The sequence below is a fragment of the Thermoactinospora rubra genome (assembly GCF_002093975.1).
Lineage (GTDB): Bacteria > Actinomycetota > Actinomycetes > Streptosporangiales > Streptosporangiaceae > Nonomuraea > Nonomuraea rubra_A.
Map to the genome: position 1 here is coordinate 15,440 of NZ_MSZZ01000025.1, position 21,354 is coordinate 36,793.

General features: G+C 72.9%; 24 protein-coding genes and 1 pseudogene. 13 read left to right on the forward strand and 12 right to left on the reverse strand.

Features of this window, described 5'->3' with window-relative positions:
• Positions 1 to 265 precede the first annotated feature (265 nt).
• Positions 266 to 1,486 (reverse strand): MFS transporter, encoded by a 1,221-nt coding sequence (locus tag BSB02_RS24595; protein ID WP_084962314.1) that lies wholly within the window; start codon positions 1,484 to 1,486, stop codon positions 266 to 268.
• A 165-nt stretch (positions 1,487 to 1,651) separates the two neighbouring features.
• Here BSB02_RS24595 and panB point away from each other — a divergent pair, with 165 nt between their 5' ends.
• Positions 1,652 to 2,491 (forward strand): 3-methyl-2-oxobutanoate hydroxymethyltransferase, encoded by an 840-nt coding sequence (panB, locus tag BSB02_RS24600; protein WP_084962316.1) that lies wholly within the window; start codon positions 1,652 to 1,654, stop codon positions 2,489 to 2,491.
• Positions 2,492 to 2,555: 64 nt separating this feature from the next.
• Here the strand turns inward: panB and BSB02_RS24605 are convergent, their stop codons facing one another.
• The 4 genes from BSB02_RS24605 to BSB02_RS24620 all read right to left on the reverse strand — a co-directional run bounded on the left by BSB02_RS24605 (position 2,556) and on the right by BSB02_RS24620 (position 5,293).
• Complete coding sequence (locus BSB02_RS24605) at positions 2,556 to 2,798, reverse strand: hypothetical protein (protein WP_084962318.1); 243 nt, start codon at positions 2,796 to 2,798, stop codon at positions 2,556 to 2,558.
• Positions 2,799 to 2,873: 75 nt separating this feature from the next.
• Positions 2,874 to 3,791, reverse strand: coding sequence for a threonine/serine dehydratase (locus tag BSB02_RS24610; protein ID WP_084962320.1), 918 nt, complete (start codon positions 3,789 to 3,791; stop codon positions 2,874 to 2,876).
• Positions 3,792 to 4,094, reverse strand: coding sequence for an ArsR/SmtB family transcription factor (locus BSB02_RS24615; RefSeq protein WP_240506634.1), 303 nt, complete (start codon positions 4,092 to 4,094; stop codon positions 3,792 to 3,794).
• A 32-nt stretch (positions 4,095 to 4,126) separates the two neighbouring features.
• On the reverse strand, positions 4,127 to 5,293 hold the full coding sequence (locus BSB02_RS24620; RefSeq protein WP_084962322.1) for a trans-sulfuration enzyme family protein: 1,167 nt from the start codon (positions 5,291 to 5,293) through the stop codon (positions 4,127 to 4,129).
• A gap of 59 nt (positions 5,294 to 5,352) precedes the next feature.
• On the opposite strand from BSB02_RS24620, the gene BSB02_RS24625 reads away from it, so the two are divergent.
• Genes BSB02_RS24625 through BSB02_RS24655 form a run of 7 tightly spaced genes read left to right on the forward strand, consistent with a single transcriptional unit; the run spans position 5,353 to position 11,101 of the window.
• Positions 5,353 to 6,804, forward strand: coding sequence for an aminotransferase-like domain-containing protein (locus tag BSB02_RS24625; protein ID WP_084962325.1), 1,452 nt, complete (start codon positions 5,353 to 5,355; stop codon positions 6,802 to 6,804).
• 19 nt (positions 6,805 to 6,823) lie between these two features.
• Positions 6,824 to 7,474, forward strand: a complete 651-nt coding sequence (locus BSB02_RS39870; protein WP_143591089.1) for an alpha/beta hydrolase — start codon at positions 6,824 to 6,826, stop codon at positions 7,472 to 7,474.
• 45 nt (positions 7,475 to 7,519) lie between these two features.
• Positions 7,520 to 8,461, forward strand: a complete 942-nt coding sequence (locus BSB02_RS24635) for an ABC transporter ATP-binding protein (RefSeq protein ID WP_084962328.1) — start codon at positions 7,520 to 7,522, stop codon at positions 8,459 to 8,461.
• Positions 8,451 to 9,191 (forward strand): ABC transporter permease, encoded by a 741-nt coding sequence (locus BSB02_RS24640; protein WP_158088715.1) that lies wholly within the window; start codon positions 8,451 to 8,453, stop codon positions 9,189 to 9,191. Before BSB02_RS24635 ends, BSB02_RS24640 begins: the two co-directional genes overlap by 11 nt.
• Before the next feature lie 9 nt (positions 9,192 to 9,200).
• Positions 9,201 to 10,289, forward strand: a complete 1,089-nt coding sequence (locus BSB02_RS24645; protein ID WP_084962332.1) for a sensor histidine kinase — start codon at positions 9,201 to 9,203, stop codon at positions 10,287 to 10,289.
• On the forward strand, positions 10,286 to 10,891 hold the full coding sequence (locus BSB02_RS24650) for a response regulator transcription factor (protein WP_084962333.1): 606 nt from the start codon (positions 10,286 to 10,288) through the stop codon (positions 10,889 to 10,891). Before BSB02_RS24645 ends, BSB02_RS24650 begins: the two co-directional genes overlap by 4 nt.
• A gap of 27 nt (positions 10,892 to 10,918) precedes the next feature.
• Complete coding sequence (locus BSB02_RS24655; protein ID WP_084962639.1) at positions 10,919 to 11,101, forward strand: hypothetical protein; 183 nt, start codon at positions 10,919 to 10,921, stop codon at positions 11,099 to 11,101.
• Between the two features lie 54 nt (positions 11,102 to 11,155).
• On the opposite strand, the pseudogene BSB02_RS24660 reads toward BSB02_RS24655, so the two are convergent.
• Positions 11,156 to 12,331 (reverse strand): annotated as a pseudogene (locus BSB02_RS24660) (RNA-guided endonuclease InsQ/TnpB family protein); the annotation flags it as partial.
• A gap of 203 nt (positions 12,332 to 12,534) precedes the next feature.
• On the opposite strand from BSB02_RS24660, the gene BSB02_RS24665 reads away from it, so the two are divergent.
• Positions 12,535 to 12,822, forward strand: coding sequence for a response regulator transcription factor (locus BSB02_RS24665; protein ID WP_240506635.1), 288 nt, complete (start codon positions 12,535 to 12,537; stop codon positions 12,820 to 12,822).
• On the opposite strand, the gene BSB02_RS24670 is transcribed toward BSB02_RS24665, so the two are convergent.
• Together BSB02_RS24670 and BSB02_RS39875 are read right to left on the reverse strand one after the other, a co-directional pair.
• Complete coding sequence (locus BSB02_RS24670) at positions 12,804 to 13,454, reverse strand: cyclase family protein (RefSeq protein ID WP_143591091.1); 651 nt, start codon at positions 13,452 to 13,454, stop codon at positions 12,804 to 12,806. The genes BSB02_RS24665 and BSB02_RS24670 overlap by 19 nt on opposite strands.
• Positions 13,451 to 13,702, reverse strand: a complete 252-nt coding sequence (locus BSB02_RS39875) for a CBU_0592 family membrane protein (protein WP_143591093.1) — start codon at positions 13,700 to 13,702, stop codon at positions 13,451 to 13,453. The genes BSB02_RS24670 and BSB02_RS39875 overlap by 4 nt, the downstream gene beginning before the upstream one ends.
• A 72-nt stretch (positions 13,703 to 13,774) precedes the next feature.
• Here BSB02_RS39875 and BSB02_RS24675 point away from each other — a divergent pair, with 72 nt between their 5' ends.
• A complete protein-coding gene (locus BSB02_RS24675) occupies positions 13,775 to 14,749 on the forward strand; it encodes a LysR family transcriptional regulator (RefSeq protein WP_084962341.1) in 975 nt (324 codons plus the stop codon).
• Here BSB02_RS24675 and BSB02_RS24680 read toward each other — a convergent pair.
• Positions 14,690 to 15,268, reverse strand: coding sequence for a hypothetical protein (locus BSB02_RS24680; protein ID WP_084962343.1), 579 nt, complete (start codon positions 15,266 to 15,268; stop codon positions 14,690 to 14,692). The genes BSB02_RS24675 and BSB02_RS24680 overlap by 60 nt on opposite strands.
• A 106-nt stretch (positions 15,269 to 15,374) precedes the next feature.
• Here BSB02_RS24680 and BSB02_RS24685 point away from each other — a divergent pair, with 106 nt between their 5' ends.
• The 3 genes from BSB02_RS24685 to map all read left to right on the forward strand — a co-directional run bounded on the left by BSB02_RS24685 (position 15,375) and on the right by map (position 18,185).
• A complete protein-coding gene (locus tag BSB02_RS24685) occupies positions 15,375 to 16,514 on the forward strand; it encodes a lipase family protein (RefSeq protein WP_084962345.1) in 1,140 nt (379 codons plus the stop codon).
• Between the two features lie 146 nt (positions 16,515 to 16,660).
• Positions 16,661 to 17,314 (forward strand): NADPH-dependent F420 reductase, encoded by a 654-nt coding sequence (gene npdG, locus BSB02_RS24690; protein ID WP_143591095.1) that lies wholly within the window; start codon positions 16,661 to 16,663, stop codon positions 17,312 to 17,314.
• Positions 17,315 to 17,336: 22 nt separating this feature from the next.
• On the forward strand, positions 17,337 to 18,185 hold the full coding sequence (gene map, locus BSB02_RS24695) for a type I methionyl aminopeptidase (protein WP_084962349.1): 849 nt from the start codon (positions 17,337 to 17,339) through the stop codon (positions 18,183 to 18,185).
• A gap of 7 nt (positions 18,186 to 18,192) precedes the next feature.
• Here map and BSB02_RS24700 read toward each other — a convergent pair whose 3' ends face one another.
• From BSB02_RS24700 to BSB02_RS24710, 3 genes are all read right to left on the reverse strand, one after another.
• Positions 18,193 to 18,573: a sensor histidine kinase gene (locus tag BSB02_RS24700; protein WP_084962351.1), complete on the reverse strand. Its 381-nt coding sequence runs from the start codon at positions 18,571 to 18,573 to the stop codon at positions 18,193 to 18,195.
• A gap of 194 nt (positions 18,574 to 18,767) precedes the next feature.
• Entirely contained in the window at positions 18,768 to 20,732 is a 1,965-nt protein-coding gene (locus BSB02_RS24705; protein ID WP_084962353.1) for a bifunctional copper resistance protein CopD/cytochrome c oxidase assembly protein, read from the reverse strand.
• The gene (locus BSB02_RS24710) at positions 20,729 to 21,313 is read right to left on the reverse strand and encodes a copper resistance CopC family protein (RefSeq protein ID WP_084962355.1); all 585 of its coding nucleotides are present in this window, start codon (positions 21,311 to 21,313) and stop codon (positions 20,729 to 20,731) included. The genes BSB02_RS24705 and BSB02_RS24710 overlap by 4 nt, the downstream gene beginning before the upstream one ends.
• Positions 21,314 to 21,354: the final 41 nt, after the last annotated feature.

Genomic DNA, 21,354 nt, shown 5'->3' on the forward strand with positions numbered 1-21,354 from the left:
CCCGAAACGCCGCCCCGCCTCACGCCTGCGCGATCCGAGGAACCGCCGTAGGCCACGCATGCCCTGCGACCACCTCGCCGCCGCACACCGACAGCCCTGCCTCACGCTTGCGCAACCCGAGAAGCCGCCGTAGACGACGCGCAGGTTCGACGGCCGCGCGGGCGGGACCGAGAGGGCCGTGCCGTCCGGCCGCTCCGCGAGTGGCCGGACGCCGTCGGCCTCAGGACGTCGCCTCCCGTCCCGGACGCCCGCGCATCGGCCCAGCTCAAACCCTCTCCTCCTCGCGGACGGCCTCCTCCGCGGTCGCCTGCGACGTTCGCGAGCCGCGCCGCCAGAACGGCACGGCCAGCGCCACCAGCGCCAGGCCCGCCGCGCCCGCGACCACGAAGGCCCACGACGGGCCGAAGGAGTCGATGATCGCGCCCGCGATGGGGGCGGAGGCGGCGCCGCCGACGAGCAGGGCGGTGCCGTGGAACCCCATGGCCTCGCCACGAGCCCCCGCGGGCACCCAGCGGCTGAGCACCTCGACCGTCGACGACAGCGCCGGAGCGCAGAACAGCCCGGCCGGAACCAGCGCCACGACCACCCACCGCCAGTCGGCCGCCAGCAGGCCCACGGGAACGGTGAGCACGCCCATGACCGCGATCAGCACCAGCGGCGAGAAGCCACGCGGCAGCGCCCCGTAGACGAAGCCGCCCACCAGCGAGTACACGCACCACAGCGCGATCGCCAGCCCGATCCACGCCGTCGCGCCGGAGCGCTCCATGCTGGCCACGAGCGCCAGCTCGGTGGCGGTGAGCACGAAGGTGGCCGCGGCGGCCGTGCCCAGCAGCGCGACGAATGCGGCCGTGAACCACGTGCGGCGGCTGACCGCGGCCTGCGGCTCGGCGAGCTCCTCGGCCGAGCGGGTCGGCGGGTCGAGCAGGATCAGGCCGACGCCCGCGCCGGTCATGCCGGCGGCGACGATCGCCATCGTCCAGGTGCTGCCGAGGGCGGTGACCCCCGCGACGGCCAGCGCGGGGCCGGCCATGTAGGACAGCTCCACCAGCATCGAGTCGAGCGAGAAGGCGATGCGGCGCTGCTCGACGGGCGCCATGGCGGCCAGGCACTGCCGTACGACGCTGAAGACCGGCAGCGCGAACAGGCCCGCGAGGGCCGCGGCGGGCACCAGGGCCGGGTAGGGCAGCGACCACGCCGTGCTCCAGAACAGGGCCTGGGCCAGCGTGGTGGCCAGGAGGACGGGACGCAGGCCGTAGCGGTCGACGAACCTGCCCGACAGGGGCGCGCCGACGGCCATGCCGATGGTGCTGGCCATGCCGACCACGCCCGCGGCGGTGAAGCCGAGGCCCAGCCCCCTCGGGGAGACCACGTGCAGGGTCAGGCACATCGCGGTCGCCGTGGAGGGAATGCGCGCGAGCAGTCCCACCAGCAGAAGGGTCCGGATGCCCGGCAGCCGCAACAGGCGCCGGTAAGGTTCGAGAGCCATGGTGATTGCTTACCTCCGCCCTCCATTGTCTCGGCAGCCACCGACACTTTCGCCACTGGATTACCGGCTCACCGGGGGCTGTTGGAGTGGGTGGGACGCGTGCAATCATCAGGAACGTCCGGGTACGCCACAGGGGCGCCTCGAGACTCATCCGGAGGGATACTTATGTCCTCTACCAGCCAGTCGACCGCGCTGTACGGCGGCAAGGCGGGACGCAGGATCACCGTCCGCGACATCGCGGCGGCCAAGGAGCGCGGCGAGAAGTGGCCCATGGTCACCGCCTACGACGCCATGACCGCGCGCGTGTTCGACGAGGCCGGGATCCCGGTCATGCTCGTCGGCGACTCGGCGGCCATGGTGGTCTACGGCTACGACTCCACCCTGCCCGTCACGGTCGACGACCTGCTCCCCCTCACCGCCGCGGTGGTCCGCGGCTCCTCACGCGCGATGGTGGTCGCCGACCTGCCCTTCGGCTCCTACCAGTCCTCCCCGCAGCAGGCGCTGGAGACCGCCGCGCGGTTCATGAAGGAGGCGGGCGCCCACGCGGTCAAGCTGGAAGGCGGCCGCAGGGTCCTCCCCCAGGTCGAGGCGCTGGTCTCGGCGGGTATCCCGGTCATGGCGCACCTGGGGCTGACGCCGCAGTCGGTCAACGTGTTCGGCGGCTACCGCGTGCAGGGTCGCGGCCAGGCGGGCGAGGAGCTCATGGCCGACGCCAAGGACCTGCAGGCCGCGGGGGCCTTCTCCGTGGTGCTGGAGTGCGTGCCCGCCGACCTGGCCGAGCGGGTGACCACCTCGCTGGCGATCCCCACCATCGGCATCGGCGCGGGACCGGCCACCGACGCGCAGGTCCTGGTCTGGCAGGACCTCATGGGGCTCACCCCGCACCCGGCGAAGTTCGTCAAGCAGTACTTCAACCTCCACGAGGCGATGGACCGCGCGGTGCGCGCCTTCGCCGAGGAGGTCGTGTCCGGGGCCTTCCCCACCCCCGCGCACAGCTATAGCTGACAACGCGGGGGCGGGGCTCTAGAGTGCTAGTCGAGACCGGGCAGGTATGGTCTGTCCGGTCTCATCACTTCTTCGGGGGAAGACGGTCGAGGATCTCGCGCAGCAGCACCGAGTGCTCGCGGAGTATGACGGAGTGCTCCTGCTGCGTCTTCTCGATCCTGCGCACGCGTGTCTTGATCTCTTTAACCTCGCCGCGCGTGTCCCTGATCGTCTGGGCCAGCGCCTCCGCCTGCCCTGGCCCCGCCCAGGTCTCCAGCACGCAGACGCGCCTCTCGAGGTCCTCGATCTTTTCGTTGGTAGCGGTCATGCGCCCATCGTATTCTCAGGCACTCATGAGCCTCTAGTTACTCATGAGGATCAATTGGTTACTCACGAGGATCGATCAACCGCTTGACAGCGTCGCCGGATCCGTGTTCGCCCCGCAGATCACCACCGCCACCCTTTCCCCCTGCTCGGGCACATACGCCCCGCTCAGCAGCGCCGCGAACGCCGCCGCGCCCGAGTGCTCCGCCGCGATCCGGTGCTGCGCCCACAGCGTACGGCGCGCCGCCACGATGGCCTCGTCGCTCACCAGCACGCTCCGCACGCCCGCGCCCGACAGGATCCGGTAGGCGATCTCCCCCACCCGCGAGGCCCCGAGCGCGTCGGCGGCCACGCCGCTCACCTCGACCGGCACCGGCCTGCCGGCGGCCAGGGCGGCGTGCAGGGTCGGGATGCGTTCCGGCTCCACGACGACGAGGCGGGTCCCCGAGCCGGTCACGCCGAGCGCGATCCCGCTCGCCAGCCCGCCGCCGCCCACCGCCACCAGGACGGTGTCCGCTCCCCCGGTCTGCTCCAGCAGCTCCGGCCCGAGCGTGCCCTGCCCGGCCACCACCTCGGGCTGGTCGTAGGCGTGGACCTCCAGCGCGCCGGTCTCCGCGGCGCGCTTGGCGGCGGCCTCGGCCGCCTCGGCGTAGATGGCCCCGGTCTGGGTGATCTCCGCGCCGAGCGCCCGCAGCCCGGCGACCTTGACCGGGCTCGTCACCTCGGGCACGAAGATCTCCGCCCGCACGCCGAGCGCCCGCGCGGCGTAGGCGACGGCCAGCCCGTGGTTGCCCCCGCTGGCCGCGATCACCCCGGCCTCCGGCAGCGTGGCCGACAGGATCCGGTTGAACGCCCCGCGCACCTTGAACGACCCGGAGTGCTGCAGCTGCTCCAGCTTGAGCGCCACACCCGGCGCGATCTCCAGCACCGGCGTGCGCAGGACGTGCCCGCGGATCCTCTCGGCGGCGGCGAGCACGTCCTCGTGGGTGACGCTCATTCACAACTCCCGGTCGATCATCCGTTTGAGCTCGGCGATGCGCTCCTCGTCGCGCCGGTAGAACACCCACTGCCTGACGCGCTTGCCGACGACGAGGCCGGCCGCTTCGAGGATCTTCAGGTGTCCCGTGGCGCTGGGCTGGCTCATGCCGAGCTTGCCGGCGATGAAGATCGAGCACACTCCGTCGTCCACCAGGTCGCCGTGGACCTGGGGCGGGAAGTGCGCCACCGGGTCCTTGAGCCAGTGGAGGATCCGGAGCCGGGGTTCGCTGGCCAGCGCCCGCATCGTCGCGACGGGAAGCACTTAGGAAGTTTCCTAAGTTCCTAAGTGTCCTGTCAACCGCCGAGCGCTCGCTCGATGTCCTCCCACAGGTCCTCGGGATGCTCGATGCCGACCGCCAGCCGTACGGTGCCCGGGGAGATCCCCGTGCGGGCCAGCTCCTCGTCCGACAGCGCCCGGTGCGAGGTGCTGGCCGGGTGCAGCACCAGCGTCTCGACCCCGCCCAGCGAGGGCGCCAGCAGCGCCAGCCGTAGCGAGCTCATGAAGGCCTCGGCGGCGGCCCGCCCGCCGGCCAGGTCGAAGGACAGCACGCCGCCGAAGTCGGACAGCAGCTTGGCGGCCACGTCGTGGGAGGGGTGCGTGGGCAGGCCGGGCCAGTACACGGCGCTGACGGCGGGGTGCTCGGCGAGGCGCGTGGCGATCAGGCGGGCGTTGGCGCAGTGGCGCTCCATGCGCAGGCCGAGCGTCTGCATGCCGCGCAGCGTCAGCCAGGCGGCGAACGGATCGACCGAGGAGCCCAGCTCGATGGCGAAGTGCCAGACCTTGCGGTAGAGCGCGTCGTCGGCGAAGACGGCGACGCCGCCGATGACGTCGGCGTGGCCGGACAGGTACTTGGTGACCGAGTGCACCACGATGTCGGCGCCGTGGGACAGCGGCCGGCACAGCAGCGGCGTGGCGAAGGTGTTGTCGACCACGGAGACCAGCCCGAGGTCGCGGGCGGCGGCGCACATGGCGGGCAGGTCAGCCACCTGGCAGGTGGGGTTGGCGATGGTCTCGAGGTAGACGAGCCTGGTCGAGGGCGTGACGGCGGCGCGCAGGGCGGCGGGGTCGTCCTCGGGCACGTAGGTGACCGTGACGCCGAAGCGCGCGACCAGGTCGTTGATCATGGCCGCGGTGCCGCCGTAGAGGGCCTTCTGCGCGATCAGGTGGTCGCCGGGCCGCAGCAGGCCGAGCAGCACCGAGTTGATCGCCCCCATGCCCGATCCGGTGGCCAGCGCGGCGACGCCGCCCTCCAGCTCGGCGACGGTCTGCTCGAAGGCCCGCACGGTCGGGTTGGAGTAGCGGGCGTAGACGAACGCGCCGTCGGGACGGGTCATGCCGTCGGCGAAGACCGCCGGGTCGTCGAAGGAGAAGCCCGAGGTCTGGTAGAGCGGCACCGCGATGGGGACGCTGCCCTCGACGACGGGCCGGGACGGGTGGACGGCTCGAGTTTCTGGACGCATACGGCAAGCATGTCCGGTTTTCGCCGTGGCCGGCAGATCCAATGCGGCAGAATTGGTCCATGACTGAGGCCAATGATGGGGGCGCCGCCACGCTCGACGGGCTGGACGACCTGCTGGGCCGGTGGGCCTCCGGGCGCGGGCCGCTGTATCTGCTGCTGGCCGCCCGCCTGCGGGACCTCATCGACGACGGCGTGCTGGCTCCCGGCACCCTCCTGCCGCCCGACCGCGCGCTGGCCCGGCGCCTGGCCGTGGCCCGTGGCACCGTCGTGGCCGCCTACGACCTGCTGCAGCAGGAGGGCCGGGTCGTGCGGCGGCAGGGCAGCGGCACGCGCGTGGCCGCCTCCGGCGGGGCCGTCCCGCCCAAGGACGTGATCCCCAACCCGCTGCTCATGCACATCCTGCACCCGCCGGACGGCGTGCGGCTGCTGACCTGCGCCGCCCCGGTCGAGCCGCCGCCCGTGCTGGCGGAGGCCTACCACCACGCCGCGCGCACGCTGGCCGCCACCGGCCACGACCTCGGCTACCAGCCCGCCGGCCATCCGGCGCTGCGCGAGGCCGTCGCCGCCGCCTATCGCCGCCGCGGCCTGCCCACGTCCGCCGAGGAGATCATGGTGACGACGGGCGCGCAGCAGGCGCTCACCCTGCTCACCGCCCTGCTGGCCGGCCCGGGCGACACCGTGCTGACCGAGTCGCCCACCTACCCGGGCGCGCTGGAGGTCTTCCGCCACGCCGCCGCCGTCGTCAGGCCGGTCGACACCGACCCGCTCCTGCCCGACCTCGCGGCGGCGCTGCGCGAGCGCCCCGCCCTGCTGTATGTGGTGCCCACGGCCAGCAACCCCGGCGGGTCCGTCATGGACGTCGCGACACGCAGGAGGATCGCCGAGCTGGCCGCCGCGCACGACGTCCCGGTGATCGACGACGAGGTCTGCGCCGAGCTGTGCTTCTCCGGCGAGGTGCCCCCTCCCCTGGCCGCCTACGACCCGCGCGCGATCACGATCGCCTCGCTCAGCAAGGTCGTCTGGGGCGGCCTGCGCCTGGGCTGGATCCGCGCCTCCGCGCCGCTGGTCGCCCGCCTGGCCCGCCTGCGCGCCATCCACGACCTGGGCGGCGAGGTGGCCTCCCAGCTGGCCGCCGCGTGGCTGCTGGACCGCATGGAGGAGGTACGGCGCGACCGCACGGACACGCTGCGGGCCCGGCACGACCACCTGTGCGCCGAGCTGCGCGCCCACCTGCCGGAGTGGGAGTTCCGCGAGGCGCTCGGCGGCCAGACGCTGTGGGTGCGCCTGCCGCGCGGCGACGCCGACTCCTTCGCCCAGGTCGCGCTGCGCCACGGCGTGGCGGTGGCGCCGGGGCGCTCGTTCGACCCGCTCGGCGGCCACGCCGACCACCTGCGCCTGCACTTCCTGTTCACGCCCGAGGAGCTCAGTTCTTGCGTGCGCGGCCTGGCCGCCGCCTGGGCCGCCTACGACGGCAGCACGGCGCGCGCCGCGAGCCACGCTTTGATCGTCTGACGCGGGGAAGCTAACCCGCGTGACCTTCGTCCTCCTCCACAGCCCGCTGCTGGGCCCGGCCTCCTGGGAACCCGTGGCGGCGCTGCTCCCCGAAGCGGTGGTCCCCGACCTGCGCGGAGTCGCCGAAGGCGGCGCGCCGTACTGGCCGGCGGCGGTGGAGCTGGTGACCCGCCAGGTGCCGCCCGGGCCGCTGGTGCTCGTGCCGCACAGCAACGCCGGGCTGTTCGTGCCGCTGCTGTGCCGGGCGCTGGAGGTGAGCCGCTGCGTGTTCGTGGACGCGCTGCTGCCGCCCGCCGCCGGCCAGGTCGCGGCGGCCAAGGACGAGCACCTGCCGTTCCTGCGCAAGCTGGCCGACCTGGACGGGCTGCTGCCGCGCTGGACCGACTGGTGGCTGGCCGAGGACGTCGCCTCGCTGTTCCCCGATCGCGAGACCCGCGAGCGGGTGAGCGCCGAGCAGGTACGGCTGCCGCTGGACTACTTCGAGCAGGCCGTGCCCGTCCCCGAGGGCTGGGACGCCCGCCCCTGCGCCTACCTGTGGTACGGCCCGCCGTACGAGGAGGACGCCCGCGCGGCGGCGGCACGCGGGTGGCAGGTGGAGCGGCTGCCCGGCCACCACCTGCACCACCTCGTGGACCCGGGCGCGGTGGCCGAGCGGCTGCTGAAGTCGTGAATTCCTCACTGCCCCATGAGCCCGCGATCGCTCAGGCTCGTGGACATGACAGCGATCCAGGCGGCGATCCATGCTGAGGACCTGAGAAAGTCCTACGGCGGCTTCGAGGCGGTGCGGGGCGTCTCGCTCCAGGTGTCCCAGGGTGAGGTCCTGGCCCTGCTCGGCCGCAACGGGGCGGGCAAGACCACGACCATCGAGCTGCTGGCCGGCTTCCGGCGGCCCGACTCGGGCCGGGTGCGGGTGCTGGGGCTGGACCCGGCCGCCGAGCCCGCCCGGGTACGGCGGCGCATCGGCGTGATGCTGCAGGAGGCCGGCTTCTTCCCGGATCTCACGGTGGCCCAGACGGTCGAGTCGTGGTGCGCCTTCACCCCCGCGGCCCGGCCCGCGCACGAGGCGCTGGAGCTGGCCGGGCTGCTGCCGAAGGCGGCCACGAGGGTGCGCGGCCTGTCGGGGGGCGAGAGGCGCCGGCTGGACCTGGCGCTGGCCGTGCTGGGCCGGCCCGAGGTGCTGTTCCTGGACGAGCCGACCGCCGGCATGGACCCGGAGGGCCGCCGCGACACCTGGCAGGTGGTGCGCGAGCTGGCGGGGGCGGGCACCGCCGTCGTGCTGACCACCCACTACCTGGACGAGGCCCAGCAGCTGGCCGGCAGCCTGGTCATCATGGACGCCGGGCGGGTGGTGGCCGCCGGCGGCATGGCCGAGACGCTCGCCGCGGGCAGCGGCCGGGTGAGCTTCGAGGCGCCGCCCGGCCTCGGCCCCGGCGACCTCCCGCTGCCGGCCGCCGTCGAGGGCGGCCGGGTCGTGTGCCGCGTGGAGGACCCGGACCTGGCGGCGCAGACGCTGCTGGGCTGGGCGGCGGCCCGCGGGCTGCGGCTGCGCGGGCTGGAGGTGCGCAGGGCGTCGCTGGAGGAGCTGTTCCTGGAGGTGGGCGCGGATGCGGGGATCGCGGATGGACAGCGCGGGGAGGGAGCTCGGCATGGTGCGTGAGCTGGTGGCGGTCGCCCGGCTGGGCGGGCGGGTGTACTGGCGGGACAGGGTCACGCTGGGCGTCTCGGTGGCGTTGTCGCTCCTGCTCGGCATCGGGATGCCGGTGCTCATGGCGCGGCTGGGCGTGCCCGGCGTGGCGGAGCTGCACGTCGGCCTGCTGGCGATGCTGATGACGCTGACCGCCTTCGGCCAGGGTGCGACCGTCCTGGCCGCGCGCAGGGACCAGCTGCTGCTCAAGCGGATGCGGGCGACCGGCCTGACCGACGCGGCGGTGCTCGGCGGGGAGGTCGTCAACGTGGCCGCGCAGTCGCTGCTGATCTCCTGCGCGATCGCGGCGGCGCTGTCCCTGCTGGGCGCGGTGCCGCCGCCGGCGAACCCGGCGCTGTTCGCGCTGGTCATGGCCGCCGGGGCGCTGGCGCAGGCGGTGCTGGGCGCGGCCTACACGCCGGCGATCTCGCGGGCCGAGGTGGCCTCCGTCATGACGATGCCGTTCTTCCTGCTGACGGGCGTGGGTGCCGGGGGCTTCGGCCCGCTGCGGCAGGCGCTGCCCGCCTGGGCGGGGCAGGTGCTCGACTGGGTGCCGGGCGTGGTGGTCGGCAGGGCGCTCGCGGTGGCCTACGCCGGCGGTCCCGTGTCCGGATATATCCTGCCCGCTGTTCAGCTCGCCCTGTGGACGGCCGCCGGCCTGGCGGCGGTCCGGCTGTGGTTCCGGTGGGATCCCCGAAGGTAGATCACTGACATGACGACGTCGGCGCGCAGGCTCGCGATCGCGGTCATCGCGGGCCTGTCGGTCCTGTACGTGCTGCTGGCCGTCGCGCTCTACGTGGTGCGCGGCATCGCCGCCGTCACCGTCGTGGTCGCCGTCACGCTGGTCGTCTTCTACGTCCCCCACTACCTGAACATGCGCGCCGCGCTGACGGGCCGCCGGCCGCGGGCCCTGCCGGTCCTCCTCCTCGCCCAGGCGCTCGCCACCTACGTGCCCGACTTCCTGCTGCCCCAGGGCTGGTCCGGCGTGACCGCCCCGCTGCTGGGCGGCGCCCTGCTGTCGCTCGTGCCGCTGCGCGCGGCCGTGCCGCTGGTGGGGGTCATGGCGCTCTACCAGTTCGGCGTGCTGGCCTACCTCGCCGGCTATCCCGACGTGGGCCTGCAGTACGCGCTCAACGTCCTGCTCACCAGCACGGTCATCTACGCCCTGGCGCGGCTGGTGCGGGTCACCGCCGAGCTGGAGCAGGCCAGGGCCGACCTGGCCGAGGCGGCGGTGCTCAAGGAGCGGCTGCGCATCTCCCGCGACCTGCACGACGGGCTGGGCCGCAGCCTGACCGCCATCGCGCTCAAGGGCGACCTCGCGGCCCGGCTGCTGGAGCGGGACCCGGCGTCGGCCAGGACCGAGGTCGGCGAGCTGGTCGCGGTGGCCAGGGAGGCGGCGCAGGACGTCCGGCAGGTCGCGCGCGGCTACCGGGAGCTGTCGCTGGCCGGCGAGGCCCACCGGGGCGCGGCGCTGCTGGAGGCCTCCGGCGTGGCCTGCCAGGTCAACCTGGCCGACGTACGGCTGCCGCGCGCGGCGGAGGAGGCGCTGGCCTGGTCGGTGCGGGAGGCCGTGACGAACGTGCTCAGGCACAGCAGGGCGACCACGTGCTCGATCACCACCTCGGCGGGCGGCTCCGCCGTACGGCTGGAGGTCGTCAACGACGGGGTGGACGGCGCGGCGGGCGAGCCGGGCGGCGGCCTGACCGGGATGCGGGAGCGGGCCGCGCAGGCGGGCGGCGAGCTGGAGGCCGGCGCCTCCGGCGGCGCGTTCCGCGTTGTCGTGACGGTGAGGGCGCCGTGATCAGGGTGCTGCTGGCCGAGGACATGCTGATGATCCGCTCGGCGCTGACCGCGCTGCTGCGCCTGGAGCGCGACATCGAGGTGGTGGCCGAGGTGACCGGCGGGGACGAGATCGTCCCCGCCGCGCTGTCGGCCCGGCCGGACGTGGCGATCGTGGACATCGACCTGCCGGTGGTCGACGGCATCACCGCGGCGGCCGAGCTGCGCCGTCGCCTGCCCTCGTGCCGGATCCTGGTGCTGACCGCGCTGGGCCGGCCAGGCCAGGTACGGCGGGCGCTGGCGGGCGGCATCGAGGCGTTCCTCGTCAAGGACGCGCCCGGCGACCGGCTGGCCGACGCCGTCCGGCGCACCCACGCGGGGCTGCGGGTGCTGGACCCCGAGCTGGTCGCGGCGGCCATGGACCACGGCGAGAGCCCGCTCACCCAGCGGGAGGCGACCGTGCTGCGCGAGGCGGCGCAGGGCGCGAGCGCCGAGGAGATCGCCCGGCGGCTGCACCTGTCCGCCGGGACCGTGCGCAACTACCTGACCGGCGCCATCGCCAAGACCGGCGCCCGCAACAAGATCGACGCGATCCGGATCGCGCAGGACGCGGGCTGGTTGTAGGGGCCGCCGGTGGGCACAATCCACCGCATGACCAGTGAGACCGGCGAGCAGTGGTGGTTCTGCCTGAAGCACATGCGGGTCGAGCCGGACAAGGGCTGCCCGAACAAGGACCGGATGGGACCGTACTCCTCGGCGGAGGAGGCGGCGGGGGCGCTCCAGCGGTCGGCCGAGCGCAACCGGGCCTGGGAGGAGGCCGACCGGGACGACTAGTTGACTTCCTCCCCACGGCTGAAGCCGGGGGATTCCAACCCTCACGGGTCGGGTTTCCTGCTTCACCGCCAGTCGCCCGCCGGGCTTGCGCCCTTGAGGTCTTACACCGGCTCCACAGGCGTTTCACCTCTCCGCCAGCCCGGCGGCGAGGATGTTCTTCGCGGCGTTCACGTCCCGATCGTGGACGGCGCCGCAGGCGCACTCCCATTCCCGGACGTTCAGCGGCATCTTCTCCTGCAGCGCCCCGCAGGCCGAGCACAGCTTGGAGGAGGGGAACCACCGGTCCACGGCCAGCAACTCCCGCCCGTACCAGGCCGCTTTGTACTCCAGCATGGTGCGCATCTGACGCCAGGAGGCGTCGGAGATAGCACGTGCCAGGCTGTGGTTCTTCATCATGGTGCGCACGGTGAGGTCCTCGATCACGACCGTTTGGTTCTCACGGACGAGACGAGTGGTGAGCTTGTGCAGGAAGTCGGTGCGCCGGTCGGCGATGCGGGCGTGGATGCGGGCCACTTTCAGCCGGGCCTTGGCCCGGTTGCTGGAGCCCTTCTCCTTGCGGGCCAGCGCCCGCTGGGCCTTGGCCAGCTTGCGGCGGTCGGCCCGCTCGTGACGCGGGTTGACGATCTTCTCGCCGGTCGACAGCGTGGCCAGCGCCGTGATCCCGGCGTCCACCCCGACTGCGGTGTCCACCGGGTCAAGCGGGGCGATCTGCTCTTCCACCAGGATGGAGACGAACCAGCGCCCAGCGCTGTCGCGGGAGACCGTCACCGTGGACGGCTCCGCCCCCTCGGGAAGCGGACGCGACCACACGATGTCCAGCGGGGCGTCCGTCTTCGCCAGCGTCAGAGTGCCGTTTCGCCATTTGAACGCGCTGCGGGTGTATTCGGCCGAGGCCCGGGACTTCTTGCGGGACTTGAACGTCGGGTACTTGGCCCGCTTGGCGAAGAAGTTGGAGAACGCCGCCTGAAGATGGCGGAGCGCCTGCTGCAACGGAACGCTGGACACGTCGTTGAGGAACGCCAGCTCGTCGCCGCGTTTCCACTCGGTCAGCGCGGCCGAGGACTCCACGTAGGAGACGCGGCGCCCTTCGAGGGTGTAGGCGCGGGTGCGCTCTTCGAGGGCCTTGTTGTAGACGAGGCGGGCGCAGCCGAACGTCCGGGCAAGCTCTTCGGCCTGCTCGGGGGTCGGGTGGAAGCGGTACTTGTAGGCCCGCTTCACGATCTGCGCCATGCCTCACATAATGCCGCAAGATCATTTAAGTGCGAACGCGAGTTCGATTCGCATCCGTGCGGCCCGTGCCGCGTTTCCTCCCCAGGGCTGAAGCCCGGGGTCTCCACGCTCAAGGAGAATCGATGAGTACGGGGGTACTCATGCCACGCGGGACCACCCGGGCGCACACTCCTGTGTGGTCCCGCACGCGGAAAGGTCCTGTCATGTCACCGTTGCGAGAGCTGCTGGCGTCACTGCCGGAAGGCCTGGTGGTCCAGGTCCTGTCGCCGTCCGCCGTGCTGATCACCGAGGCGGACGCCGAGGAGGCCCTCACCAAGCGGGAGGCCGCGGTGCTGCGCCTGGTGGCCCAGGGGCTGACGAACGGGCAGATCGCCAGGCGCCTGGAGATCAGCCCGCGCACCGTCGAGAAGCACGTGGAGAACGCGCGTGGCAAGCTCGGCGCGGCCAACCGGACGGAGGCGGCGCTGCTGGCCTACGGGATGACCGCGTAGGCGCGCACGGGGAAGGTGCCCATGCCGCGGATCATGGGCGGGGCGGCGTGGAAGCGGAAGCCGTCCGGCGGCAGCGCCTCCAGCCCGGTCAGGTGCTCCACGACGGGGATTCCCGCGCCCAGCAGTAGCGTGTGGGCCGGTCGCGGCCCGCGCGGGGGCGTGTCGTCGATGTTGAGCGAGTCGATGCCGACCAGCGCCGCGCCCTGCTCCACCAGCCACTCGGCCGCCTCGGGAGCCAGGTAGGGGTGGCCGTGGAAGTACTCCTCGGTGCCGAAGTGCCGGTCCCAGCCGGTGTGGATCAGTACGGCACGGCCGCGCACGTCCAGCCCCTCGAACGCCGCCACGCCCGTCGCCCGCCCGGCCGGGGCGCGCACGACCAGCCCGGGCAGGTCGGCCAGCCGGTCCAGGGGCACCTGCGCCAGGTCGGGCCCGTCGGCGTAGCGGTGGAAGGGCGTGTCCACGTAGGTGCCGGTGTTGGCGGCCAGCAGGATCGTGCCGATGTGGAACTCGGTGCCCGGCGCGTAGACCTCCCTGGAGGCCTCCCGGCTCAGGTGGACGCCGATGACCGGCGCGGGCACGCCGGGATAGGTGACCATGCCCTCGACGATGCGGTGGCTCAGCTCGACGATCATGCCGCCGCCTTCGGCCGGGCCAGCCTGGCCAGCGCCACGAGGCCGATCGCGCCCCAGACGACGTTGAGGATCGCCGACGGCCAGGCGCCCTGGTAGGCGGAGTTGACCATGAGGCCCGCCGCGCCCGCGAGGTTGACCAGCTGGTACGGCACGCCGTCGCCGGACATCCTGCCGGAGGAGACCATGGCGTAGCCGAACAGCAGCAGGCCCGCGCCGAGCCAGCCGATCACCGTGAGGAAGAGGTCCATGCAGGGAATTTTCCGGATTTGCCATGTTGAGGACAAATAAAGTTATCTAAAGCAGAGCGTAAGCTACCCTGCATGGACATCGACCCGAGACGCCTGCGCGTGCTTCACGAGGTGGCACGCCGCGGCGGGGTCATGCGCGCCGCCCAGGCGCTCCACCTCACCCCCTCGGCCGTCTCCCAGCAGCTCGCCCAGCTCGAACGCGAGGTAGGCCTGGCGCTCATCGACCGCTCCCAGCGTTCGGTGTCGCTCACCCCGGCGGGCCGGGTGCTGGCCGGGTACGCCGAGCGCGTCGAGGAGGAGCTCGCCGAGGCCAAGCGCGAGCTCACCCGCTTCACCGAGCGCCTGGCCGGGCCGGTCACCATCGCCGCCTTCCCCACGGTGATCAAGCACATGCTGGTGCCCGCCATGCGCGACCTGGCCGTGCGCCACCCCAGGATCGTCCCGGCCATCCACGAGGTGTACGGGGCGCCCGCGTTACAGGAGCTGCGCCTGGGCACGGTGGACGTGCTCATCACCGAGCAGGACATGAGCCTGCCCGCCCTCTCCCAGCCGTCGCTGACCTGCCGCACCCTCTACATCGACGAGTACCGCATCGTGGTGCCGCCCGGCTGGGAGGACTCCCACCGGACCGTCGCCGACCTCGCCGACGTGCCGTGGGTGGCGAGCGAGCCCAGCCATGCCTGCGGGCAGGCCCTGGAACGGCTGGCCGCGCGGCACGGCTTCGAGCCGCGCCGGGTCCACGTGACCACGGAGTTCGGCCCCGCGCTGGCGCTGGTCGCCGCCGGGCACGGCGTCGCGATCGTCCCCACGCTGGCGCTGCTCGACGTGCCGGAGGGCGAGGTGCGCGTGAGCCGCATCAGGGACGTGGGCGCCCGGCGGCTGGACGTGGTGACCCGCGTCAGCCGTACCAGATCGGGCGAACCGGACCCGGTGCAGGCTGTGGTCATCCAGGCGATCGAGGAGGCCACCCGCTCGATCGACGCGACCCTAGTCGGTCACCTGCGGACCGCTGACGCGCTCGAGGAGCCTGGCCAGCCGGTCGCGTAGGGTCGGCCGCCGCGGCACCTCCCCCGCCGCCGCGCTCACCAGGTGCTGGGCGCCGTCGAACGACAGCGGGGCGTCGAGCGGTACGGCTATCGCGTCGTGCGCCAGCCCGGCCAGCTCCGCGTCGCCCCCCTCCAGGGCCAGGATCGTCGCGCCGGTGCGCCGGGCGTCGTCGACGCGCTCCAGCAGCGGCACCGGCGCCCCCGTCTCGGCGACCACCAGCAGGGTCTCGCCGCGCCCGGCCTCCTCCAGCCGCTCCAGCCCCACCCGCAGGTGCGGCGGGGCGCCCGGCGGCGGCGCCCACCGCACCAGCGTCGGGGTCAGCTGCGGCAGCCCGGCCAGCCTGGCCTCATCGGCCAGGTGCGCCGTCAGGTGCCAGGGCTCCTCCAGCGGGGTGCCGACCAGCAGCAGCCCGCCGGGCGAACGGGTGGCGCGCAACGCCATGCCGAACTCCCTGGTGCGCTCGATCCAGCCGGAGTCGGCGAGCAGCTCGCGCAGGAAGGCCACGGACCCGGAATCCATCACTCCATCGTGCCTGACGAACATGTTTCGCGCCGGTTAATTGGGCCTTGACGAGGGGTTACCGGCGAGTAACCATCTGCTCACAACAACATGAGAGGGGCTCGTTATGCGTGTCCGCGTCCTGTCTCTGATCGCCCTCCTGGTCGCCTCCCTCGGCCTGGCCGCCCCCGCCCACGCCGCCTCCGCCGGGGACGTGATCTCCGCCCAGCCCACCACCGTCTACCTCCTGCCGGGCAAGCTCCTGGAGGTCCCCGTCAACGCCTGGCACCTGCTGTACCGTTCCACCTCCGCCACCGGCCAGCTCAACGCGGTGTCGGGCACCTTACTCGTGCCCAAGGCCGGCTACCCCCTCGGCAGGCGGCCGATCATCGGGTACGCCGTGGGCACGCACGGCCTGGGCGACCAGTGCGCCCCCTCCGCCAGCATGAGCCAGGGCCGCGAGGCCGAGCTGGCGCTCGTCAGCCTCTTCCTGCTCAAGGGCTTCGCCGTCGCGATCACCGACTACGAGGGCCTGGGCACGCCCGGCACCCACACCTACATGGCGGGCGTCTCCCAGGGACAGGCGGTGCTGGACTCCATCCGCGCGGCGATGCGCGTGCCGGGCGCGGGGCTGTCCATGGACGCGCCGGTCGCGATCATGGGCTACTCGCAGGGCGGCGCGTCCGCCGGGTGGGCCGCCCAGCTGCAGCCGGCCTACGCCCCCGAGCTGCGGCTGCGCGGCGTGGCCGCGGGCGGCGTCCCGGCCGACCTCAAGGCCGTCGCCGACAACCTCAACGGCGGTCCCAACTTCGGCCTGGCCGCCGCGGCGGGCGTCGGCCTGGACGCGGCCTACCCCGAGCTGGACCTGGAGGCGGATCTGAACGAACGCGGACGCGCCCTCCTCGCCGACGCGGTCGACGACTGCGTGGGCGAGATCAACAGCAAGCTGGCCGGGCTGCGCTTCTCCGACCTGTCGCCCCTCGACCTGCTGAGCCAGCCCAAGTGGCAGGTCCGGCTGACCGAGAACCGGCTCGGCGCCCGCGCGCCCCGCGTGCCGGTGTTCCTCTACCACGCCCAGGGGGACGAGATCATCCCGCACTCGGTGGGCGCCGCGCTGCGGTCGCAGTACTGCTCGGCCGGCGTCCGCGTCCGCTGGGTGAGCATCCCGGGCGGCAACCACGTGCTCGGCGCGGTCGAGGGCGGCCCGCTGGCGATCGAGTGGCTCGCCCTGCGCGTCCTGGGCCTGCCGGCCACGACCAACTGCTGACCCGCTCTCCCGCCTCCCCGTGCCCGGGGCCCCGCCGTACGGCCCCCGCCCCGGGTACCCCCATCCTGCACACGACGGCGAGAACACCGGGCAACGGCGGGAGCCCGCTACGGCGGGGCTTCCAGGGGCCTGGCATGATGCGCCCTATGACTGATGTGAGCGGACTTTCGATCGGCATCCTCGGCGGCACGGGCGACCAGGGCAAGGGCCTGGCGGTCCGGTTCGCCCAGGCGGGGCATCGGGTGCTCATCGGCTCCCGGAGCCCCGAGCGCGCCCGGCAGGCCGCCGCCGAGATCGGCCACGGCGCCGCCGGCGCGGGCAACGCCGAGGTCGCCGCCGAAGCCGACATCGTGATCGTCGCCGTGCCGTACGACGGCCACAAGGCGCTCCTGGAGTCCCTCCGCGAGCCCCTCGCCGGGAAGATCGTGGTGGACTGCGTCAACCCCCTCGGCTTCGACAAGCAGGGCGCCTACGCGCTGCCGGTCGAGGAGGGCAGCGCCGCCCAGCAGGCCGCCGCCGTCCTCCCGGACAGCCGCGTCGTGGCCGCCTTCCACCACGTCTCCGCGGTCCTGCTCATGGACCCCGCCGTGGAGAAGGTCGACCTCGACGTCCTGGTCCTGGGCGACGACCGCGAGGCGACCGACCTGGTCCAGGCGCTGGCCGCGCAGATCCCCGGCGTCCGCGGCGTGTACGGCGGGCGGCTGCGCAACGCCTTCCAGGTCGAGGCGCTCACCGCCAACCTGATCTCGATCAACCGCCGCTACAAGGCCCACGCCGGCCTGCGCGTCACGGACGTGTGAACGCGCCCGTAAACTCGGCAGCATGACGACCCTCCTGCAGCCCGGGCGGATCTCGCCCATGCGTAAGGTCCCCGCCCACATCCAGCGGCCGGAGTACGTCGGCAAGAAGCATCCCAAGACGGGCGAGCCGGACGTGAAGTCCCCGGAGATCATCGAGCGCATGCGGGTGGCGGGCAGGATCGCCGCCCAGGCGCTGGAGGAGGTGGGCAGGCACGTCCGGCCCGGCGTGACCACCGACGAGCTGGACCGGATCGGCCACGAGTTCCTCATCGACCACGGCGCCTACCCCAGCACGCTGGGCTACCGGGGCTACCCCAAGTCGCTGTGCACCTCGATCAACGAGGTGATCTGCCACGGCATCCCCGACGACACGGTGCTGCGCGAGGGCGACATCGTCAACGTGGACATCACCGCCTACATCGGCGGCGTCCACGGCGACACCGACGCCACGTTCCTGGTCGGCGAGGTGGACGAGGAGTCGCGCCTGCTCGTCGAGCGCACCCGCGAGGCGATGAACCGCGCCATCAAGGCGGTCGCCCCCGGCCGCCAGCTCAACGTCGTCGGCCGCGTCATCGAGGCCTACGCCAAGCGCTTCGGCTACGGGGTGGTGCGCGACTTCACCGGCCACGGCATCGGCACGACCTTCCACTCCGGGCTGATCGTGCCGCACTACGACGACCCGTCGGTGACGATCGAGCTCAAGCCGGGCATGACGTTCACGATCGAGCCCATGCTGACGCTGGGCACGATCGAGTACGACATCTGGCCCGACGGCTGGACCGCCGTGACCAAGGACCGCAAGCGCACCGCGCAGTTCGAGCACACGGTGCTGGTCACCGAGACCGGCAGCGAGATCCTGACGCTGCCCTAGCGGACGGTCAGCGCCTGCCGGGGGCGGGCACCACGCCGCTCACGGTGCTGCCCTGCCCCTCCACGTTGTGGACCGACACGCGCCCGCCCAGCTCGGCGAACAGCGCGCGCAGCCTCGTGACGTCCCACGGCTGGCCCGTCCCGTCGTCGCTGACGGTCATCCGCAGCCCGGCGGACGACACCGTGATCGCCACCGAGACGACCCGGGCGTCGCTGAACCGCTCGACCTTCGCGAGGGCCTCCCGCAACGCCGCCACGACCCCGTCGGCCACCCGCCTCGGCACGTCGGCGGAGGGCAACGCCCAGGTCTCCACCGTGATGCCGGTCCGATGCGACCATTCGGCGAGGCACTCCTCGAGTGCCTCCGCCAGAGTGCGCCCCCCGCGCATGCGCGTCTCATCCACTTGTCGATCTCGCCTTCCTGAGCACCGAGAAGGATCACCGGTCCCCGTCCGGCGTTTCCCATCAGCGGTCCGAGCGCGCGAACCGTGTCGTGTGGAGCCGCCTGTGCCCCCGTTGGCAAGGCTACCCACGGCCGGGTTCAGGTGCCGGGGCAAGTATGCACAACCTAGCCGCGGTGCTACTAGTCTTTGTTACCCCGGTTGAGGCGCGCCAGATACTCGTTGTACGCCTCCAGTTCAACGTCCTTCTTGTCCGCGCGGCGATCCTCCCGGCGCGCCTTGCGGTCCTCGTCCTGATACCACTGGACGGCCAGCGCGATGAGCACGATGAGGGTCGGGATCTCGCCGAAGCCCCACGCGATCGACCCGCCGTTCTGCTGGTCCTCCAGCAGCGACGGCCCCCACGCGCGGCCCAGCGGCTCATACCAGTCCTGGGCGATGACCTCGCCGTACATCATCAGGGCGATGCCGAAGAAGGCGTGGAACGGCATGGTGACGAACAGCGTCAGCAGCTTCCCGACGTACGGCAGGCGGTACGGCGAGGGGTCCACGCCGATGATGACCCAGAAGAACAGGCTGCCGCTCAGCAGGAAGTGGACCGTCATCGCGACGTGGCCGAGGTGCTCCTCCATCGCCGAGGCGAACAGCGGGGTGAAGTACAGCGCGTAGGTGGAGCCGATGAAGACGGCCGTGGCCACCGCCGGATGGGCCAGCACCTTGACGAAGCGGCTGTGCAGGATCACCGTCAGCCATTCGCGGGGGCCGCGGTCGCCGCGCCGGGCCGCCGGCTTGAGCGCGCGCAGGGCCAGCGTGACCGGCGCCCCGAGGACCAGGAAGATCGGCACGATCATGGTGAGCGTCATGTGCTCGACCATGTGGGCGCTGAACATCACCATCGCGTAGCGGGCCAGGCCGCTCTGCGTCGCCAGCACGAGGATCGCCACGCCGGTGAACCAGGCGGCCGTGCGGCCCCACGGCCAGCGGTCCCCCCGCCGCAGCAGCCTGGCCACGCCCGCGGCGTACAGGCCGGCCAGCACGACGGCGATCGTCGCGGTGAACAGGTCGAAACGCCACAGGGTGGCGACGGTCGCCGGGGTGATCTCCGGCGGCATGGTGAAGCCGAGCAGCTCGAAATCGGTGCCCGCCGGGACGGTGACGGGAGGCGTGGGCGTGCGCGACAGCGCCACCGCCAGGCCCAGCGTGGCGGCCATGAGCAGCACCTCGCCGCAGGCCAGGCGCAGGAACGCCCTCGGCTCGCCCTTGCGCAGGCGCGCCAGCGTCCGCTGCCGGTGCCACCAGCCGATGTAGCCCAGCACGACGTAGGCGACGATCTTGGCGACGATCAGCACGCCGTACGACGAGGTCCACAGGTCCGACACCGACGTCAGCCTGGCCAGCACGCTGAAGACGCCCGACAGGCCCACCAGGGCGTAGCACCACAGGGCCATCCGCGAGAAGCGGCCGGCGGCGATCTCCAGCTGCGGGCCCTTGCGCAGGGCGTGGAGGGTGAGCACCAGCAGGCCGCCGACCCACAGCGCCAGTCCCAGCAGGTGCTGGGCCACGCCGGAGATCGCCATGTCGTGGTTGGGGGCGTTGGAGGAGTGGCCGGTGAGCGGCGGCGGCAGCATCGTGGCCAGCGCCAGCACCAGCAGCCCGCCCGCCGCGCCCGCGGTGATGGCGCCCCTGGAGAACAGCGCGAGGGCCACCGCGAACAGCACCACGAGCGTGAGCGCGACGCCCTGCTCGGTCTGGCTGGCGAAGCTGGTCAGCTCGTTGCCCGCCAGCACCTCCAGGGGCGGCTGGGCCAGCTGGTCGCTGAGCGTGAAGACCATGGTCGCCGCCGCCGCCCCCGACCAGACGAGGGCGGTCCAGGAGGCGGCCTTGACGTACGTCTGGGCGGTCTGGCCCAGCATGCCCTTGTCGCTGGGGAAGAACGCCACGGCGGCCAGCAGCAGGCCCACCGTGACCACGCCCGCGGCGTCCATCGCCAGCTTCGACAGCGGCAGCGCCCAGCGGACGAACACCCCCGCGGTGGGCAGGCCGGCGATCACCCTCGGGAAGGCCGCCCCGCCGGCGACCATCGCGGCGGCCAGTCCCGCGATCGCCGCTGCCGCCGCCGCCAGCGCCAGCCGGGCCGCCCTGCTCACGGCTTGACTCTCCGCGCGCTGATGAGGAATCCGATGCCGATGCCCACCAGGCCGCCGACCACGATCAGCAGCCACACGGGGAACCCGCCGCCGTCCTCCTGCCGGGCCTCGGCGGCGGCCGGGCTCTGCTCGGCGGCCTGCGTGGGGGTTCGGGCCGGGCTGGACGTCTCCGTGGGGATCTGCTCGGGGGTCTGCTCGGGGGTCTGCTCCGCCTTGGGCGCGCCCTTCACGGTGAAGGGGATCTCCCCCTCGATGGGATGCCCGTCAGAGGAGATCACCCGGTAGGCGACGGTGTACTTCCCGTCGGGCAGCGCGCCCTTGAGCTCCTGGGTCACCACCTTGCCGTCGACCCGCGGCTCGCCCTGCTCGAACCGGCCGCCCGCGGCGTCGCGCACGAAGACGTACGGCATGCGCACCCGGGCGGTGAACTCGAGCGAGACCTCCTCCACCGGGCCGACGGTGGAGCCCTTCTTCGGGTCGCTGTCCTTGAGCGCGTCGTGCGCCAGGGCGGGGGCGGCCGTGCCGAGGACGACCAGGGCGGCGAGGAGCGCGGTGAGCACCGCGAGCGGGGATCTCTTCATGACACCCCCAAGGCTACCGACGCCGCCGCCCGGTCCTTACT